This is a genomic window from Halomonas dongshanensis, from assembly GCF_024790395.1.
In the GTDB taxonomy this organism is placed as follows: Bacteria; Pseudomonadota; Gammaproteobacteria; order Pseudomonadales; family Halomonadaceae; genus Vreelandella; species Vreelandella dongshanensis.
Genome location: NZ_JAJISC010000007.1, coordinates 211,484 through 230,442, shown reverse-complemented (window position 1 = coordinate 230,442; position 18,959 = coordinate 211,484). Strand labels below are relative to the sequence as shown.

General features: G+C 61.1%; 15 protein-coding genes. 5 read left to right on the top strand and 10 right to left on the bottom strand.

Annotation, left to right across the window (positions count from 1 at the left end; all coding sequences use genetic code 11):
- The 3 genes from vgrG to LLY24_RS15580 all read right to left on the bottom strand — a co-directional run.
- A partial coding sequence (gene vgrG / locus LLY24_RS15590) for a type VI secretion system tip protein VgrG (protein ID WP_259037216.1) occupies nt 1-505 on the bottom strand: 505 nt, incomplete at its 3' end.
- Between the two features lie 212 nt (nt 506-717).
- Entirely contained in the window at nt 718-1,932 is a 1,215-nt protein-coding gene (locus LLY24_RS15585; RefSeq protein ID WP_259037215.1) for a benzoate/H(+) symporter BenE family transporter, read from the bottom strand.
- A gap of 112 nt (nt 1,933-2,044) precedes the next feature.
- Nucleotides 2,045-3,460, bottom strand: coding sequence for an amidase (locus LLY24_RS15580; RefSeq protein ID WP_259037214.1), 1,416 nt, complete (start codon nt 3,458-3,460; stop codon nt 2,045-2,047).
- Between the two features lie 163 nt (nt 3,461-3,623).
- Here LLY24_RS15580 and LLY24_RS15575 point away from each other — a divergent pair, with 163 nt between their 5' ends.
- Entirely contained in the window at nt 3,624-4,235 is a 612-nt protein-coding gene (locus LLY24_RS15575; RefSeq protein WP_259037213.1) for a helix-turn-helix domain-containing protein, read from the top strand.
- Here LLY24_RS15575 and nfo read toward each other — a convergent pair.
- Nucleotides 4,205-5,068, bottom strand: coding sequence for a deoxyribonuclease IV (gene nfo / locus LLY24_RS15570; protein ID WP_259037212.1), 864 nt, complete (start codon nt 5,066-5,068; stop codon nt 4,205-4,207). The genes LLY24_RS15575 and nfo overlap by 31 nt on opposite strands.
- Nucleotides 5,040-5,912, bottom strand: a complete 873-nt coding sequence (locus LLY24_RS15565; protein WP_259037211.1) for a glycerophosphodiester phosphodiesterase family protein — start codon at nt 5,910-5,912, stop codon at nt 5,040-5,042. The genes nfo and LLY24_RS15565 overlap by 29 nt, the downstream gene beginning before the upstream one ends.
- A gap of 234 nt (nt 5,913-6,146) precedes the next feature.
- Here LLY24_RS15565 and LLY24_RS15560 point away from each other — a divergent pair, with 234 nt between their 5' ends.
- From LLY24_RS15560 to LLY24_RS15545, 4 genes are all read left to right on the top strand, one after another.
- A complete protein-coding gene (locus tag LLY24_RS15560) occupies nt 6,147-7,124 on the top strand; it encodes an NADPH:quinone reductase (RefSeq protein WP_259037210.1) in 978 nt (325 codons plus the stop codon).
- Nucleotides 7,125-7,203: 79 nt separating this feature from the next.
- Nucleotides 7,204-9,045, top strand: a complete 1,842-nt coding sequence (locus LLY24_RS15555) for an SLC13 family permease (RefSeq protein ID WP_259037209.1) — start codon at nt 7,204-7,206, stop codon at nt 9,043-9,045.
- Nucleotides 9,046-9,186: 141 nt separating this feature from the next.
- Nucleotides 9,187-9,945: a DeoR/GlpR family transcriptional regulator gene (locus LLY24_RS15550; protein WP_259037208.1), complete on the top strand. Its 759-nt coding sequence runs from the start codon at nt 9,187-9,189 to the stop codon at nt 9,943-9,945.
- Between the two features lie 212 nt (nt 9,946-10,157).
- Nucleotides 10,158-10,379 carry a hypothetical protein gene (locus LLY24_RS15545; RefSeq protein ID WP_259037207.1) on the top strand — a complete coding sequence of 74 codons (222 nt, stop codon included), beginning with the start codon at nt 10,158-10,160 and terminating at the stop codon, nt 10,377-10,379.
- A 94-nt stretch (nt 10,380-10,473) separates the two neighbouring features.
- On the opposite strand, the gene LLY24_RS15540 is transcribed toward LLY24_RS15545, so the two are convergent.
- From LLY24_RS15540 to betI, 5 genes are all read right to left on the bottom strand, one after another.
- Nucleotides 10,474-12,090: a glycerol-3-phosphate dehydrogenase/oxidase gene (locus LLY24_RS15540; protein WP_259037206.1), complete on the bottom strand. Its 1,617-nt coding sequence runs from the start codon at nt 12,088-12,090 to the stop codon at nt 10,474-10,476.
- A gap of 169 nt (nt 12,091-12,259) precedes the next feature.
- Nucleotides 12,260-14,824, bottom strand: coding sequence for an acyl-CoA dehydrogenase (locus LLY24_RS15535; RefSeq protein WP_259037205.1), 2,565 nt, complete (start codon nt 14,822-14,824; stop codon nt 12,260-12,262).
- Nucleotides 14,825-15,126: 302 nt separating this feature from the next.
- Nucleotides 15,127-16,800 (bottom strand): choline dehydrogenase, encoded by a 1,674-nt coding sequence (betA, locus tag LLY24_RS15530; protein ID WP_259037204.1) that lies wholly within the window; start codon nt 16,798-16,800, stop codon nt 15,127-15,129.
- 12 nt (nt 16,801-16,812) lie between these two features.
- Nucleotides 16,813-18,282 carry a betaine-aldehyde dehydrogenase gene (gene betB / locus LLY24_RS15525; RefSeq protein ID WP_259037203.1) on the bottom strand — a complete coding sequence of 490 codons (1,470 nt, stop codon included), beginning with the start codon at nt 18,280-18,282 and terminating at the stop codon, nt 16,813-16,815.
- Nucleotides 18,279-18,881, bottom strand: coding sequence for a transcriptional regulator BetI (betI, locus tag LLY24_RS15520; protein ID WP_259037202.1), 603 nt, complete (start codon nt 18,879-18,881; stop codon nt 18,279-18,281). Before betI ends, betB begins: the two co-directional genes overlap by 4 nt.
- Nucleotides 18,882-18,959: the final 78 nt, after the last annotated feature.

Sequence of the window (18,959 nt, the reverse complement as noted above, 5' to 3'; positions counted from 1 at the left end):
GGAAGTAGAAGCAGCCCTCTTCGGCGGCGAGACGATGAAGGAAGTCGAGATCGCTCTCGCGGTACTGGACCAGAAACTCGCGCTCGGGCGGGGTGCGGGTGGTGGCAAAGGCGAGGTCGGTGATGCCGCGTTCGTTGGCCAGCGTGGTGATGGCGTCAAACGGCGTGATGCCCTGAAAGATACGCGCGTTGTGGCGCAGCGACAGGCGCCACAGCGCCGGGCGAATGACCACGTGGTAAAAGGAGTGGCGATGCCCCCGGTCGCCCTGGGCAAACTCGCTGACGATGCCATGCACCCGGCGCAGCGGCGTGCCGTCCTCCCAGATGGTTAGGGTGGCGTTGCGATCCAGGCAGTCGGCAGGGGAAAGATCGTGGGCGCGGCTGGCAAACTCGACGTTCAGTTCGAACGGCGTCGAGAGTGCTTCGCGGTGGGTAAAGCGCACCACGGCGGTCTCCTCGGCGCCGGGCAGGGTCAAGGTGAAATGCACGCCGGTGCTCTCGGTCATGGTGCCGCTCCCTGGTCGTTATAGGCAATGAGAACGACTCAGGGTAGCGGCTTGGCGCCACAAGGCAACCCCTTGAGGGCAAGTGTCTACAATGGCTTACAGCCGTGTAAGAAAAGGCTTACAAAATGGATAGCCAATCTCTTACAAAGGTAACGGCGTATTGCAGTTTAGTGTCAAAGAGCCTCTAGTTTGGCGTAGTTGACTTATGAGGTTTATTTAAAGCGAATCAAATGAAAGGTCGCGATACCCGCGAGTAGCCCCCAAAAAGCGCTGCCAATGCCCCAGAGCGTGACGTTGGAGCCGGTAAGCAGGAAGGTGACGATGGCGGCGTCGCGGGTGTCGAGCTCTTGAAAGGCCGAGGCTAGTCCGCCGCTCAAGGTGCCGAGCAGGGCGATACCGGCAAGAGCGGTGACCAATACCATGGGTAGGGCGTTGAATAGCCCCGTCACCGTCGCGCCGAAAAGTCCCATACCGATATAGAAGATACCCGCCGCGATACCGGCGGTATAACGCCGCTGGGGATTGGGATGGGCGTCGGGGCTCATGCATACCGCGGCGCTAATGGCGGCTAGGTTGAGAGCGAAAGCGCCGAAGGGAGCGAGCACGAAGGTGACCGCGCCTGTCCAGCCGATCAACGGCGAGCTGTTGGGGTGATACCCCGCTGCCTTGAGCATGGCCATGGCCGGGAGGTTCTGGGTCGCCATGGTGATGATAAAAAGCGGTATGCCGATGCCGATCAGCGCCGAGAGTGAGAAGGTAGGCAACATCACGACCGGCATGGTCGGCGTGAGCGGAATCTCGGCCATCTGCCACGCGCCTTGAAGCGTGGCGATGGCAAGCCCTGCCAAGAGGGTGCCGGGTACGGCAAGCGTAGGCCATAGGCGACGCCCGAGTATCCAGGCCAAGAGCATGCCCAAAGGCAAAAGCCATTGCTGCTCTAAGGTCGCGAATAGCTCGAGGCCAAAGCGCAGCAGAATACCCGCCAGCATGGCGGCGGCAATGGCGCCGGGAATGAAGCGCATCAGCCGCTCGAAAAGTCCGCTCACCCCACAGATCGTAATCAATAACGCGGAAAACAGAAAAGCGCCGATGGCATCGCTAAGCGGCACGCCAGGCAAGCTGGTAATGAGAAAGGCCGCGCCCGGTGTCGACCAGGCCGTCAAAAGCGGCATGCGATAGCGCAGTGAAAGCCCCAGCGAGGTCACGCCCATGCCGATACCTAGCGCCCACAGCCACGAACTGATCTCTTGGGTAGACGCGCCCGCCGCCGCTGCTGCTTGGAAGATGATCGCGGCTGAGCTGGTATAGCCGATGGTGACCGCAACGAGGCCTGCAATGACGGTAGAAAGCGAAAAATCGCGTTTGACCGATGGGCGGTAAGGCGCCGTCTCGGTAGAGGGGGCGTGAGGGGAAGTGGGGGGCGCCATGAGGACTCCAAGCTAATCGAGTGGCAAGACGAAAAGAGACACTGCTTTGTGCGTTATAACGCACAAAGCGGCATGTCACAATCTTCCTTAACCACGCATTAGTCATGAGGCCTTAAGCGAACTGGGCCGGGTCGGGGACACTGGGAAAACGCGGCGGGTGCGCCTGAAGGTAGGTGTGGCAGGCGCGCAGCACGCGCACATCGTCGTACTTGCCGCCGGCCAGCTGAAAACCTACCGGCAGCCCAGCCGGGGTGAAGCCACAGGGCACCGAGGCGGCCGGTTGCTGGCTCAGGTTGAAGGGGTAGTTGAAGCAAGCCCACTCCTCCCAGTCACGCATCTTGCTGCCCGGTGGTACCTCCTGATTGAGCTCGAAGGGGGCAACGGCAACCGAAGGAGTCATTAGTAAGTGGTACTCCTGATTGAAGATCTCCAAGCACTGTGTGAGATGCGCGCGGGTCATCCAGGCGCGAAAGAGATCCAGCGAGCGCCACTCCTCGGCACGCCGGGCGTTGGAAACCAGCCCAGGGTCGAGACGTTCGCGCTGGTGATCGCTCATCTGTGAGACCTGTTCGAGCGACGCGGTGAACCAGAGCTTGCGAAAGGCATCCAGCGGTGAATCGAACCCTGGATCGACCTCCACCACTTCAGCGCCCAGCGCTGCCATCTGCTCGGCGGCCTTGTGTACGCAGTCTGCGATATCTTCGTCAACCTCGGCATAGCCCAAATCCTTGGAGAAGCCGATACGCAGGCCGGTCAACTCCTTGCCTAGATCTTCGGCCCAGCAGTCGGGCTGGCCGCGCGTGGCATAGGGGTCACGATAATCGTAGCGGCCGATGACGTTGAGCATACTCACGGCATCGTCCACGGTGCGCGTCAGCGGCCCGAGATGCGACAGTGAAGGTTCGGTGGCGGGCGGCCATTGGGGTGTCCAGCCGTAGGTAGGCTTGAAGCCGAACACGCCAGTGAAGGCGGCAGGAATGCGAATGGAGCCGCCGGAGTCGCCGCCCTGATGCAATACCCCCATGTTGAGCGCAGCCGCTACTGCAGCACCGCCGGACGAGCCACCCGGGGTCAAGCGTGTATCCCAAGGGTTGGCCGTGGCGCCAAAGAGGCGATTATCGGTGACTGCCTTCCAACCAAATTCGGGGGTATTGGTCTTACCCAGCAGCACCGCACCCGCTTCGCGTAGCATGCGTGCAGGCGGGGCGTCGGTGTCGCATAGGGCCGTACTCGAGGTGAGCGAGCCATCGCGGCAGGGCATGTCCGCGACTTGAGTAAGATCCTTCATCGATACCGGAACGCCATCGATGGGGCTGCGCGGTTTGCCCTGGCCCCAGCGCCGCGCGGAGGCCTTGGCCGCTTTTTCAGCGCCTTCACGGTCGACGTATACATAGGCATTGACCGCCTCGTTGAAGCGCTCGATGCGATCAAGGGCTGCCCGAGTGGCCTCCAACGGTGAAGCCGCGCGTTGCGCGTACAGTTGGGTTAGCGTTCGTGCGTCCAGCGTGCCCAGGTCGGTGTCGCTCATCCTTTTGCTCTCCTTGGTTGCGTTGGCGTCCTTCGCTAAAACGGTTCTTGCCCCCAGACTAGGCCAAGGGCCAAGGGGCGGCAAACGCAGCTAGGCGGGGTTTAGCACAAGCGCCTAAAATGCGGTTGTGAGAAAACGGCACAAAGTGAAATAAGAGGCCTGAATGACACGGACGGACGATGCCATTGCGGCGCATATGGCCGCGACACTCAAAGGGTTACGGCGTGAACGGGGCTGGAGTTTGACGCGCACCGCCGAGGCGACCGGGGTGAGCAAGGCCATGCTCGGGCAGATCGAGCGCGGCGAGTCGAGCCCAACTATTGCTACGCTGTGGAAGCTCGCCAGCGGCTTTCGCGTTGCGTTCTCGACGCTCTTCGATAGCTCATGCCACGCCTCACGCCAGGCATCGCTAGGGCGTCAGTCTGAGGGCGCTGCGCCAACGTGGGGCGAGGCGTGGGGGGAGGATAGCGCGGGTATGCAGGCGCGATTGCTGTTTCCCTTCGACCCGCTACTGGGGTTTGAAATGCTACTGGTCGAGCTGGCACCTGGGGCGATCAGTGAGTCCGCCCCGCATGCCAGCGGTGTCGTTGAGCATATCGTGGTGGTGGAGGGCGAATTGGCGCTGCGCCTCGATGAGCACTGGACGACGCTGGCAGCGGGTGAGGGCATCCGTTTTTTTGCCGACCGCCCCCACGCCATGCGCAACCCCGGCAAGACGCGCTTGCGCTTTCACGATGTGATTCACTATTTGCCGGGCGCGGCATCTAGCGCTTGAGCACGCAGCCAGGCGATCTCGTCGGCCCAGATCGCCGGTTCGACGGTCTCCAGAATCATCGGAATACCGTTAATGCGGCTGTCCTGCATCAGCGTGGTAAAGGCATCCAAGCCGATGTTGCCCTGGCCGAGACTATGATGGCGATCGACGCGGCTGGCAAAGGCGCTTTTGGCATCGTTTAGGTGCATGCCACGCAGGTAGTCGAAGCCGACCACGCGGCCGAACTCGTCCAGAGTAGCGCGGGTTGCATCGCGGGTGCGTAGATCGTACCCCGCCGCGAAGGCGTGGCAGGTATCGATGCACACACCAACGCGGGTTTTGTCATCGACGTGGGCGATGATTTCGGCTAGATGCTCGAAGCGCCACCCGAGGTTGGTGCCTTGCCCGGCGGTGTTTTCGATCACCGCGGTCACGCCTTTGGTCTGGGCGAGCGCTTCGTTGATCGACTCACCTATGCGCGCAAGGCAGTCTTGCTCGCTGATCTTGTTCAAGTGGCTGCCGGGATGGAAATTGAGCAGGGTAAGGCCCAGCTGTTCGCAGCGCTGCATCTCATCGAGAAAGGCCGCACGTGATTTAGCTAGCCCCTCGGCCTCGGGATGGCCAAGGTTGATCAGGTAGCTATCGTGGGGCAGCATCTGCTCGGGACCGAAGCCATGCGTTTTACACGCGTTTTTGAAAGCTTCGATGGTCTCGTCGGTAAGCGGCTTGGCTTTCCACTGACGCTGGTTCTTGGTGAACAGCGCAAAGGCATCGGCACCGATCTCTACGGCGCGCTCTACGGCTTTGTCCGGGCCTCCGGCGGCGCTAACGTGCGCTCCCAGGTAATTCGACATCGTCTTCCTTGGTTGCTGACAGGGTGGTTGCTGACCGAGTAGGCTGAGAAAAGGTCTGCTGAGAAAAGCTCTGCGGAGATAAGGTTGGCTGATTGTCCAGATAACGCGCGAACACGGCAACCTCATCGGTGATGGCGCTGTCGATGCCCCAGGCCCAGCGGGAGTGAAAGGCGCTGGGGTCGTTGGCGGTATAGCAAAGTAAAGCATAGCCATCGCGCCGTATGGCATCGGCCTGAGTACGTTTTAAGCGCGGCCAGTGGGGGTGCACGCTGAAAACGTCGAGCGCTTCGCAGTCGCTGCGCCAGGTAGCGGGTACGGCACCATACAGCGCACCCAGCGCCAAACGCTCGGCGGGGGCAAATTCGCGACAGCGGCGAAGTGCTGCGGTATCGAACGACGAGACGATCAAGCGCTCGGGTGCTAGCCCATCGAGCAGAGCAGGCATCACGGCATCTACCAAGGCGATAGGGTCGCGGCCTTTGTTGACCTTGATCTCCATATTGACGCCCATATCGAGACGATCGAGTAGAGCCAGCATGTCATCGAGCGAGGCCATGCGCTCGCCAGAAAAGGCATCGCCAAACCAGCGGCCGACATCGAGCCCTTGTGCTTTTTCCCAGTTCAGCCCGCTCAAAAGGCCGTGCCCATCGGAGCAGCGAGCAACGTCGGCGTCGTGCCAAATGACCGGAGTGCCGTCGCCAAGAAGCTGGACGTCTAGCTCCACCCAATCGACACCGGCCTCCTTGGCGGCGGTGACGGCCGTCAGCGTGTTTTCCGGAGCGGCGGCGCTGAAACCGCGGTGAGCAATCAGCCGGGGTAGGGCAATAGCGGGATGAGTAGGCATGGGCAACGTCTCCATTAGGGCCTGGGGGCCATCATAACCGTTTCACCTAGGCTAGCCGATCAAGATGACGTCTGGATGTCGCTGGGCAGACGAAAATGGCGATAAGGTGCGGTCTGTGCTTGATTTATGCGGGATGAAAGCGTTGGATGGCGATACGGCGCTACGCATGAGCGCACGGATATGTGGGCGTACTAACACGTGCGCACCCGATGGAGCACCCTACAAGGAGACGGCATGAGTCAGCGAATTCAGTTTGCCAAGACCGGCGATTCCAGCGTTCTGGAGCTGGTCGATGTGACCCCCCAAGCCCCCGGCGAGGGCGAGGTGCGTATTCGTAACAAGGCCATTGGCCTCAATTTCATTGATATCTATTTCCGCACTGGCTTGTACCCCGCGCCGTCGCTTCCGGCCGGGCTCGGTACCGAAGGCGCGGGTGTGGTCGAGGCCGTGGGCGCTGGGGTCAGCCATCTCAAAGAGGGCGATCGCGTCGCCTATGCCCAAGGGCCGCTAGGCGCGTACGCCGAGCACCACGTGCTACCAGCCGATAAGGTCGTCGTGCTACCCGACGGCATCGATTTCGAAACGGCGGCGGCCAGTATGCTCAAGGGGTTGACCGTGCAGTATTTGCTGCGCCAGACCTTTGCCCTAAGAGGCGGCGAGACGATCCTGTTTCACGCCGCCGCCGGGGGCGTTGGATCCATCGCGTGCCAGTGGGCCAAGGCGCTGGGCGTGAAGCTAATTGGTACCGTGAGCACCGCGGAGAAGGCCGACATTGCCAAGGCCAACGGCGCCTGGGCGACGATCAACTACAGCGAAGAGAACGTTGTCGAGCGCGTGCGCGAGCTGACCAAAGGCGCCATGTGCGACGTGGTTTACGACTCGGTCGGTAAAGATACGTGGGAAACCTCGCTCGACTGCTTGAAGCCTCGCGCCCTGATGGTTAGCTTCGGCAACGCCTCGGGTCCGGTGGATGGGGTGAACCTGGGGATTCTCAATCAAAAAGGATCACTCTTCGTGACGCGTCCGAGCCTAAATGGCTACGCCGATGCGCGTGAGCGCCTGGAGCTAATGAGCAACGATTTCTTCTCCATGATCGAGAAGGGCAGCATCAAGGTCGATATTGGTCAGCGCTATCCGCTCGCCGAGGCAGGCAAGGCGCAAGACGCGGTGCAAAGCCGCAAGACGACGGGCTCGACCATTTTGATCCCCTGAACGAAAGCGCCGAAGCCCTACGCTACCTGACTCACCACTTTACTCAAGGACGACCTGGCCGCCCTAGCGGCGGCAGGCCATGGAGATCGATGACGTGGACATAACGCCGAGTACGCTGGTGTTTGTCGTGTTGGGCTTGACGCTTCTGGCGTTTATTTGGGGCCGCTTTCGCTACGATTTGGTGGCGCTAGCGGCCCTTTTGGGCTCGGTCATGCTGGGCCTGGTGCCCGCCGATAACGCCTTTGCCGGGTTTGGCCATCCGGCCGTGATCACCGTGGCGGCGGTGCTGGTGCTTAGTCGAGGCTTCGAGCGCGCCGGGGTGGTCGAACTCATCGCCAATCAGGTGCTCAAGGTAGGTAAGCGTTTGACGCTACAGCTACTGGTGCTGGTAGGCACGGTGGTGGTGCTATCGGGAATCATGAACAACGTTGGCGCCCTGGCGCTGCTGCTCCCCGTGGCCATGCGCATGGCGCGCGAACACAACACCTCTCCGTCGCTGCTGCTAATGCCGTTGGCGTTTGGATCGCTGCTGGGCGGTTTGATGACACTGATCGGCACGCCGCCCAATATCATCATTTCGAGCTACCGCGGCAGCGTCGCGGGCGATAACTTCAGCATGTTTAGCTTCGCCCCAGTGGGCGTTGCCGTGGCGGCGGCGGGGCTTGCCTTCATCGTGCTGATGGGCTGGCGCCTAACCCCTAAACGCAGCGGGCAGGCCTCGACCGAGGAGATGTTCGATACCGCCAACTATCTCGTCGAACTCGAAGTCAGTGAGTCCTCCAAGGCGGCGGGCATGACGCTGCAGCAGCTCGCCGACGAGCTCGAGGAGACCATTCCGGTGCTGGCGGTGGTGCGTGACGACAAGCGCCGCCCCGGCTATGCCTTTCATGGCACCTTGCACGAAGGCGATATTCTGCTGCTCGAAGCGGGGCCGGAGGAGCTCAAACTGCTCGAAAGCAAGGTCGATCTTAGCGTGGTAGTGCCGCGCGAGGAGAGTGAGGAGAACGAGCGCGAAAAGGCGGACGGCGATAGCGAGACATCGCGCAGCTCCTATAAGGATACCGAAGGGCTGCAGCTCGTCGAGGCGGTGATTCGCAACGACTCGCGCATGCTCAATCGCAGCGTCAAACAGCTGCGGCTGCACCATCAGTACGGCCTGCATTTGGTAGCGGTGGCCCGCGATGGGGCGCGGCTCAAGCAGCGCCTGCGCGATATTCGCTTCAAGGTGGGCGACGTTTTGCTGCTACAGGGCAACGAGAGCGAAATTGCCGATAACCTCGCCTCGCTTGGCTGCTTGCCGCTCGCCAAGCGCGAGCTTCAGCTAGGTCAGCCGCGCAAGCTGGCGCTGTCGGTGGCGATCTTTGCCGCCGCCATCGTCGCCATGCTGATGAACTGGCTGCCCGCCTCGGTGGCGCTATCGACGGCGGCGCTGGTGTCGCTGTTGATCGGCGTGCTGCCGCTACGTGAGGGGTATCAGGCCCTCGACGGCCCGGTCATCGTACTCTTGGCTGCGATGATACCCGTGGGCCAGGCGCTGGAAACCAGCGGCGGCGCCGAGCTCATCGCCGGAGCGCTCTTGGCCTATGGCAGTGAATGGCCTGTGGTGGTGACATTGATTGGGCTTTTCGTGCTCACCATGCTGCTCTCCAACGTGGTCAACAATGCCGCTGCCGCGCTGTTAATGGCGCCGATTGCCGGAAGCCTTTCCAGCGGCTTTGGCGTCTCGCTGGATCCGTTTTTGATGGTGGTCGCGATTAGCGCATCCTGTGCGTTTCTCACCCCGATTGGGCACCAGTCCAATACTCTGGTGCTGGGGCCAGGCGGATACCGCTTCGGTGACTACTGGAAACTGGGGCTGCCGCTTTCGCTGGTCGTGATGGCGGTGGCGATTCCGGTCATCTTGCTGGTCTGGCCGCTTTGATGGACACGCCAGGCGGGTGGTTGGCCCTCTGGCGCTCACCGAAAGTCGCGTTAACCTGTTATGCTTCAAGGGGTATTCTTGCAGGCGCGGGGTCTTTACTATGACGCCCCGCGCTCACCTACCTTCGTCAAGACCGGGCTCATGAATCAACAACTTCGCCAGGATGCCATCGTCGAGCTGGTGCGCCAGCAGGGCTACATGAGCATCGAACAGCTGACCGATCACTTCGCCGTCACTCCGCAGACCATTCGCCGCGATCTCAATACGCTGGCCGACGAAGGCCGTGTGCGCCGTGTTCACGGCGGTGCGGGGCTCGAATCGAGTACGGTCAATACGGCCTATAGCACGCGTAAGACGCTGAACCTTGATGCCAAGGAGCGCATTGCGCGCTGTCTTGCTCGCCAGATTCCCGATCACGCTTCGCTGTTCATCAATATCGGAACTAGCAACGAGATGGTAGCCCAGGCGCTGCTCGAACATAAAGGCCTCGAAATCATCACCAACAACCTCAACGTAGCGGCGATCGTCCAGCACAAGGAGGACTTCAACGTCATCATCGCCGGCGGCCAGGTGCGCGCGCGGGATGGCGGTATCATTGGTGAAGCGACCATCGACTTCATCAACCAGTTCAAGGTCGATTTTGGCATCATCGGTATTAGCGGCATCGATGAGGATGGTTCGCTGCTCGAGTTCGACTACCAGGAGGTGCGCGTGGCTCAGGCGATCATCGCCAACTCGCGGCGCGTCTATCTGGCGGCAGATGCCTCCAAGTTCCACCGCAATCCGGTGGTGCGCCAGGGCAATCTGGCACAGCTGGATGGGCTCTTTACCGACCGCGAGCCGCCCGACGCGATCCAGCAGCTCTTGGCGCATCATGGCGTAGCACTGCACATTGCCTGAGTTAATACCCAAGGCGCTGGAGTGGGGTTCTTGCTTGAAAGTTCATGACAGCGCAAGGCGCTGCTAGGGGCGGGTGTAGTCGAGCTACAACCAGCGCTGCGGCCAAGTGTGCATTGTCGCTTCTTCGCACCTGCACCATAGTCAAGGTGCATGCATCAAGGTGTCATCCGACAAGCGGTAAGCGAGACCTTTCCTAGCACGAGGAAGCGACCATGAACTGCATCGAACTGAGTCAGCAAGCCGATCACATCGCCAGCACGTTCAGCAAGCAGGACCTGGCCAAGCTGGTGGTGGCTCTCAAAAGTCAGCGCGAATCTCTACAGCACGCGGTCGAGGTGATCGACGCTCTCGATACGCGCCAGGGCTACACCTTAGAGGAAGCCTGGGACGACGTACTCGCCGAGCCCGTCGCCGCCAGAGAGGAGGAAGAGTGAAGCAGAAGCGAGTTGCCGGGCAGAGCGCTTTTACTGAGACCGCACACGCGTACCCTATATCGCCCCACCTACGTGAGTAGGCGGGGCGTTTTTTTCAGGCGTCTTCGGCGTGAGCGAAGTAGTGGTCCAGGCGCTCTTTGGCGTCATCGCCAAATAGCAGCTCGCATGTCTCTTCAAGGCCACGCGAGTGCGCCAGGGTTTGCTTGGAAACGACCATGGCGACTTTGGAACGGCGGCGCAGGAAATCGTCGAGTTCGGTGACCATCTCGTGCTCGCGGGCGTGGAGGATTTCGGCCCGGATGTACTCGGTGCCTTCGATGATGATTTCGGCATTGCGCGCATCTTGCTCGATCAGCGTCAGCAGATCGAAGGCGCGCTCGCCGTAGCGCCGCCATAGGCGTGAAGAGAGCGCCTCTGACGAGCCCGCAGGCGTTTGCTCATCGAGTTTGATTGCCCGGGCGCGGTCGAGAAAGCGCGCCTTCTCGGCATCGCTCGGCTCGCCGTACCAGCGTACATCTGGATTGGGCACCTTGATGCCGAGCTTGGCGATCTCATCGGTTACTTCATCACCCACGTTCAGGCAGTCGGTCAACTTGCCGCCGAAAATGCTCAGATGGGCGCTTTCGCGCTCGGTGTCGATGACGTGCTTGCGCGATAGCTGCAGAAAGTCACGCTCGCTACCCTGCTGCGACTTGATCGCCAAGGGGCGCACGCCGCAGCGGCTCGAGATGATGTCCTCTTCGGTGAGCGGCTTGGCGAGATCGAGACGCGCATTGATGTTGTCCAGCACGAAGCGTACGTCCTCTTTGGTCACCGTGACCTCCGGCGACTCCATGGGGGTATCCGTGGTGCCGATGCAGGTGCGATTACCCATGGGAATGACGAAGAACAGCCGTCCGTCGTCGGCAAAGAACGCCAGCACCCGCTTGGATTGGGTGATCTGCGGGACAATCAGGTGAATGCCCTTGGAGTAGAGGTGGTGGTGCGAAGTCTTTTGGCCGTTGGCGGCGTTGAGCGCATCGACCCAAGGGCCTGCGGCATTGATCAGGGTTTTGGCTCGAATCTCGAAGGTCTCGCCGCTCATCACGTTGCGCGCCTGCACTACCCAGTTGCCGTCATCATCGCGCTTAGCACCGGTGGATTCGACGTAGTTGGCCGCCGTGGCACCCGCATCCAAGGCGCGGCGAATGAAGTTGAAAACGAAGCGCGCGTCGTTATCGAAGAGGTAGGCGTCGGAATATTCGAACCCGCCCACGACCTGCTGGGTATCGACGATCGGTTCTTCGCTTTTGATCGCCTTGGGTGAGAGCAAGCGCGGCGTGCGAGTGAAGCCGTTACCCATTAGCCAGTAGAGCCAAGTACCCGCCCAGAGATAGTAGGGCGAGTGGCGAAACCCTTTGGCGATCGAGGTGAAAAAGCGAATCTCTTTCACCGTGGAGGGGTAGCTCTTCATCAAATGGTTGCGGCTCTTACACAGCTTGCGCACCAGCTTGAAGTCATTGCTCTCCATGTACTTGATGCCACCCCACACTAGATTGGAAGAGTGCATGCTAGTGCCCCCGGCGAAATCGCCACGATCGATCAGCGCGACGCTTACGCCTTTACCCGCCAGTGCCGCAGCGCTGGCAGCGCCATTGATGCCGCCGCCAATAATCAAAACGTCATGGGTCGAGCGGGATAATTGTTCAAGGTGGCGTTCGCGCAGGGTCATGGTGTCCTCGTGGCGAGTTGCGTATTTTCGTTATCGAAAGAATAAGTGATCGAAATCGCGCTTTCAAGTTTACATTCGAACATTTGTGAGCCAAAAAAACCGGCTCCTTGAGAGAGCCGGTTAGCAGAACGTAAGTGATATCGCTAGGCGTTTGAGTAGCGCGCCTAAGCTAGCGTGTCCGCGGTGTTTCCGGTGTTTCCGGTTCGGGAGTCTTATCGACCGCGCTCGGCGCTGCTGGCGGCGTGGTGTTTGGGGTGGGAGCGCTTTCGATGTTTTCCGCTGGGCTCTTGGCCGCATTGTGATCGATCAGCGTATCGCGATCGCGCACGAAAGCGTCGTAGGCGAAATCGTCAACGGTGAGCATCTCCAGTACCTTGGTTTCGAACTCACGCATGAAGACGGCGTCTTCGTCGCTGACGATGCCAGCCTCTAGGCCCGCTTCCACCCGCGCTTCGGGATGCAGCGCGGTTTGCGGCAGCTCGCCCTTGGCGTAGGCCTTGTTGACCGTGCGGTAGATCGCCTCGGCACGCTCGTAATCGACCAGCAGGGCGTTGTACTGCGCCAGCGGGTTGGGGAAGTCGCCATCGTCGCTGTCCCAGGTGTTGGCAAGCAGCTTGGTGCGCAGCGGCGAATGCGTCGAGACACGCTTGGCGATGTCGCGCGCGAGATCGTCGTGGGGCTTGTCCCAGCGACGCCCCGTTGGCATCACGATGGCGTTGAGTACCTTGCCGACGGCGCGATTGGGCAGGTTATCGAAGGTTTCGACCAACGCTTGCTCGGCGCGGTGCAGGAGGAAACGGCAGCTGTAGTGAAGCAGTGCTTCTTCGCCCTCGACCTTGCTACCGTGCTGCCACTGTTTGAGCACCATGGACGTCATATAAAGGTTGGAGAGCACGTCACCCAGTCGCGCCGAAAGCATCTCGCGCTTCTTGAGTGCTGCCCCCAGGCTCGCCATGGCGGCGTCGGCGCAGAGGCCAAAACCAGCGGAGAGGCGGGAAATGTCCTGTGCGTAGGCCAGCGCCGGGCCCTCGAAGGGCACACTCGGCTTGCCGATGCCCAAGCCCATGGTAAAGGCGCGTGCGGCGTTGCCGAAGATCATGCCGGTATGGCCAAAGAAGGCCTTGTCGAAGGCATTGATGTCGTTGGCATCCTTGGCCGCGAGCTCGTCGAGCACGAAGCGGTGACAGCGGATCGCCCCCTGACCGAAGATCATCAGGTTGCGGGTCATGATGTTGGCGCCTTCGACGGTGATCGCCACCGGGTTGGCGCTGTAGCCGATGCCCAAGTAGTTACGTGGCCCCAGCGTCACCGCCTTGCCGCCGTGAACGTCCATGGCGTCGCCCAGCAGGGTGCGTTGGAATTCGGTCAGCTGGCTTTTGAGGATGGCCGACGGCACTGCCGGTTTTTCACCGTGGTCGATCAGGTTGGCGGTCTGGTAAACCGTGGCTTGGGCGATGTAGGCCATGGCCGCCATGCGCGCCAGCGGCTCCTGAACGCCCTCCATCTCGGCGACCGGGACATTGAACTGGCGGCGTACACGAGTAAAGCCGCCGCTCCAGCCAAGCGCATAGCGCGCGGTGCCGGTGGCACCGGAGGGCAGGGTGATACAGCGGCCAATCGAGAGACACTCGACTAGCATGCGCCAGCCTTGGCCGATCATCTTCTCACCGCCGATGATGGTATCCAGCGGGACGAAAACGTCCTTACCCTTGATCGGGCCGTTCATGAACGGGCTACCGATGGGGTGGTGGCGCCGGCCAATCTCCATGCCCTGGGTATCGCGGGGAATCAGCGCCAGGGTGATACCGCGATCCTCTTCCTCGCCCAGCAGTTTATCGGGGTCGAAGAGACGGAAGGCGAGGCCAACAACGGTGGCGATGGGCGCCAGAGTGATCCAGCGTTTCTCGAAGGTCAGGCGCAGGCCCAGCACTTCTTCGCCATCGATGACCTCTTTGCATACCGTACCGATGTCAGGCAGCGAGGTTGCATCGGAGCCCGCGCGCGGGCCAGTAAGGCCAAAGCAGGGAATTTCACGTCCGTCGGCCAGGCGCGGCAGGTAGTGATCCTTTTGCTCTTGGGTGCCGTACTTGAGCAGTAGCTCGCCTGGGCCGAGGGAGTTGGGTACGCCCACGGTGACCATCAGTGTCTCGTTGGCCGAGAGCTTTTGCAGCACCATCGACTGCGCCTTGGCGGAGAAACCAAGACCGCCATACTCCTTCGGGATGATCATGCCGAAGAAGCGCTCCTGCTTGATATAGTCCCACAGCGCTTGAGGAAGATCGGCGCGTACCTGAGTGATGTCCCAGGCGTTGCACATACCAGCGGCTACGGCGCACTGGTTGTCCAGAAAGGCCTGCTCCTCTTCGCTCAAACCGTCGTCGGTGTAGCGATTGAGCGCCTGCCAGTTGGGGCGCCCTGAGAAGAGCTCGCCGTCCCAGGCAACGCTACCCGCTTCAAGGGCGGTACGCTCGGTGGCCGATACCTTGGGCGCGATCTTCTTGAAGGTGGTGAAGAGGCGCGGGGTGAGCCATGAGCGGCGTAGCGCCGGTAGTCCGGTAACGGCGACGCCCGCTGCCAGAATCAGCAAAATGACACCGATGACGTAGGCTTCAAACAGCACGCCGACAAGGCCAAGTACGCCAAGTACGGCGATGGCAGGCACCGCGCCCGCTTCGCGGCGCATGACCGCGAGAAGCCCGACGATGGCCAGCACGATGAGTAATAGGGTGAGCATAGTACCTCTCCATGTGGTATGAACCGGGCACTTCCCGGGCGCGCGTTATGAGTCGTTATTAAGGCTGGTTATTAGTTGGTGCTGATTATTGACCAGTTATAGTGGAAGTCGTCGTTTCAAACAAGTGTTCGAATGGGTGGTGCGGCGAACGTCTAAGGCCTAAGGTGCCGACTTGCCTATCCATCAAAGCGTAGCCAAAAAAACGCCATGGCGGTGTCGCCATGGCGTGAAGGATTGTCGTAATGGAGCAATTAAGAGAGGGAGTAAAAGAAAACGACCTTCACGAGTTTCCAAGCGCGCCGCTAGCGTGCGCGCGCAGGCGCTTCACCGGCGACGTAGTAGTCCACTTCAGCGCGCGGCAGAGACGGGCGGTTGCGTACCCGGTCGGCGATCTTTTCGGCCAACATGAGCGTGGGCGCGTTGAGATTGCCGGTCGGAATCAGCGGAAACAGCGAGGCATCGATGACGCGTAACCCCTCAACGCCGTGCACGCGGCCTTCGCCATCGGTCACCGCCATGGCGTCACTCCCCATGCGGCAGCTACCGCAAGGATGGTAGGCCGTTTCGGCGTGCTCTTTGACGAAGGCATCGAGTTCCGCGTCGCTTTGTACCGCGTTGCCGGGGGAAATCTCCTCGCCGCGATAGCGATCGAAGGCGGGTTGCGCAATGATCTCGCGAGTGATGCGAATGGCGTCGCGAAACTCCTGCCAATCCTTTTCGCAGGCCATGTAGTTGAACAAGATGCTTGGCGCCGCCTCGGGATCACGCGAGGTCAGCCGAATGCGGCCTCGGCTTTCCGAGCGCATCGAGCCTACGTGGGCCTGAAAACCGTGGGCCTGCACCGCGCTCTTACCGTTATAGCTGATGGCGATGGGTAGAAAGTGGTACTGCAGGTTCGGCCAGGCTTCGTCGTCGCGCGAGCGGATGAAGGCGCAGGATTCGAACTGGTTGCTGGCGCCTACGCCTTTACCCCGGAACAGCCATTGAGCACCGATCCACGGCTGGTTGTACCACTTGAGCGCCGGGTAGAGCGAAATTGGCTCCTTGCAGCGGTACTGAATGTACATCTCCAGGTGATCCTGGAGGTTTTCCCCTACGCCCGGCAGGTCGTGCACCAGGGGAATGCCGAGCGATGCGAGAAGCTTGGCGCTGCCCACGCCCGAGCGCTGCAAAATCTGCGGTGAGGCAATAGCACCCGCGCAGAGCAGCACCTCGCGACGCGCTCGCACGCGCAGCACTTGGCCTTTACGCCGATAGCGTATGCCTGCCGCGCGCTTGCCCTCGAACTCGATGACATCGGTGAGCGCGTGGGTCTCGATGGTCAAGTTGGCACGCGCTTTGGCGCTGTCCAGGTAGCCGCGCGCCGACGAGGAGCGACGCCCCTCGGGCGTGACGAAGCGATCCATAGGGCCAAAGCCTTCCTGGCGATAGCCGTTGACGTCGTCGGTTTCGGCGTAGCCTGCCTCCACCCCAGCATCGATGAAAGCGCGATAAAGCGGGTTGTTGCCCGCTTTGGGGGTGGTCACGCTGACCGGGCCGTCGCCGCCGTGGTAGGCGTTGGCGCCGATGTCGCGCCGCTCGGCCTTCTTGAAATAGGGTAGGCAGCTCAGATAGTCCCAGCCTTCGAGGCCGGGCTGTTCAGCCCAGTTGTCGTAGTCCAGGGCATTGCCGCGGATGTAGCACATACCGTTGATCAGCGAGGAGCCCCCTAGTCCCTTACCGCGACCACACTCCATGCGGCGGCCGTTCATGTGCGGTTCGGGGTCGGTTTCGAACGCCCAGTTGTAGCGCTTGCCCTGTAGCGGGTAGGCCAGAGCCGCTGGCATCTGGGTGCGAAAATCGAGCCGGTGGTCCGGCCCACCCGCTTCGAGTAATAGAACGCTGACATCGGCGTCCTCGGTGAGGCGCGCGGCCAGCACGTTACCCGCCGAGCCTGCGCCGACGATGATGTAATCGAATTCACGCGTTGCCGTCATATACCGCCTACCTTAAAAGACCGATTCAAACGCGCCCATCTCGATCTGGATCGATTTGGTTTGGGTGTAGTGGTTAAGCGTCTCGATGCCGTTTTCACGCCCGATCCCCGACTGCTTGTAGCCGCCTACTGGCATTTCGGAGGGGGATTCGCCCCAGGTATTGACCCAGCAAATACCGGCCTCTAGGCGATGAATGACGCGGTGCGCCCGGTTCAGACTCTCGCTGAATAGCCCTGCGGCCAAGCCGTAGTGGGTGGCGTTGGCGCGTTGGATGACCTCGTCTTCGCTGTCGAAAGCGAGAATCGACATTACGGGGCCAAAAATCTCCTCTTTGACGATGCGCATCTCATCATCGCAGTCAGTGAAGACCGTAGGCGCGGCCCAGGCGCCCTTGGCGTAGTCACCTGTATCCCAAGGCTCGCCGCCGATCAAAACGCGCGCGCCTTCTTCTTTGCCTAGCGCGATATAGGAGAGCACCTTGTGTTGATGGGTGAAGCTCACCAAGGGACCAAAGTTGGTGGCCGCGTCGAGCGGGTCGCCCGCGCGAATGCGCTCGACGCGCTCGACGATCTTCGCTTCGAAGGCGGTCTTGACGCTCTTAGCGACGAACACCCGGGTGCCGTTGGTGCAGACTTGGCCGCTGGAGTAGAAGTTGGCCATCATGGCGGCATCGGCGGCGCGGTCGAGATCGGCATCGTCGAAGACGATCAGCGGCGATTTACCGCCAAGCTCCATGGTGACCTCCTTGAGCGACGAGCTCGCGGCCGCTGCCATCACCTTCTTGCCGGTGCCGACTTCGCCGGTGAAAGAGACCTTGGCGATATCGGGATGCTCGCTCAAGCGCGCACCCACGTTCCCCGCGCCCTGGATGACGTTGAAAACACCATCCGGCAGGCCCGCCTCGGTAAAGATTTCAGCCAGCTTGAGTGCCGTGAGCGGGGTGACTTCACTGGGCTTGAATACCACGGCGTTGCCTGCTGCCAAGGCAGGCGCGGCTTTCCAGCAGGCGATCTGGATCGGATAGTTCCAGGCACCAATGGCACCGATTACTCCCAAGGGTTCGCGCCGGGTATAGACGAAAGCGCTCTCGCGAAGCGGAACCTGAGTGCCTTCGATGGCGGGAGCAAGTCCGGCGTAATACTCCAGCGCGTCGGCGCCTGTGACGATATCGACGCTAGCCGTTTCGCTTAGCGGTTTACCCGTATTGCGTGTTTCAAGCTCAGCCAGCTCGTCGTTACGCTCGCGCAGCAGCGCCACGCTACGCTGCAAGATGCGCGCGCGCTCCATTCCGGTCATCGCCGCCCACACCTTTTGACCTTTCTGGGCGCTTTTGACCGCCGCATCGACGTCGGCAGCGCTGGCAACGCCGACCTCGGCCAACGTGCTGCCGTCGAAAGGATTGGTCACACTAAAGGTCTCGCTAGAGGTCGCAGCCTGGTGGCGGCCGTGAATGTAGAGCGGTAGGGGTGCGTTGGTCGTCATAAAAATGCTTCCTCTATTTGGGCGAAGAGCTGATCTAGGTGCGCATTGGCGACTTGACGCGCTTCGGTCGCATCCAGCCCTTCACGGGTGAGGGCGCCGCGCAGCCAGAGCCCATCGATCATCGCTGCCATGCCCCGGGCAGCCTGTTCGGCCTCCGGCGCGGGCATGGCGCGGCGAAAGTGGTGGCGCAAATTGGAGTAAAGGCGACGGTCGTTGATGTACTGCAGTCGCGCCAGCGCGGGTTTGTGCATGCTGCTGGCCCAAAATGCCAGCCACGTCTTGGCGGCGGGCCCGGTCACCTGGCTGCGGTCGAAGTTGCCATCGATGATGGCCTGCAGACGAGCCTTGGGCGAATCGTTAGCTAGTGCACGGCGCCGGGCAGCGATGGCATCGTTCAGGTCGCGCAGTATCTGGCGCATGGTCGCTTCTAAAAGACCATCCTTGCCGCCGAAATAGTGGCTAATGATGCCGGCAGAAACGCCAGCGCGCCGAGCGATACGAATCACGGTGGCATCGTGTAGGCCGACTTCATCGATGGCCGTCATGGTGGCCTCGATGAGCTGCTGACGCCGTATCGGCTCCATTCCTACCTTTGGCACAGTCACCTCCGCTGCGTTGATGCCCTGCCTTGAAAAGCTTTAAGGGGCATGTTTTCCTGAAATGGTGTCATTTTTTTA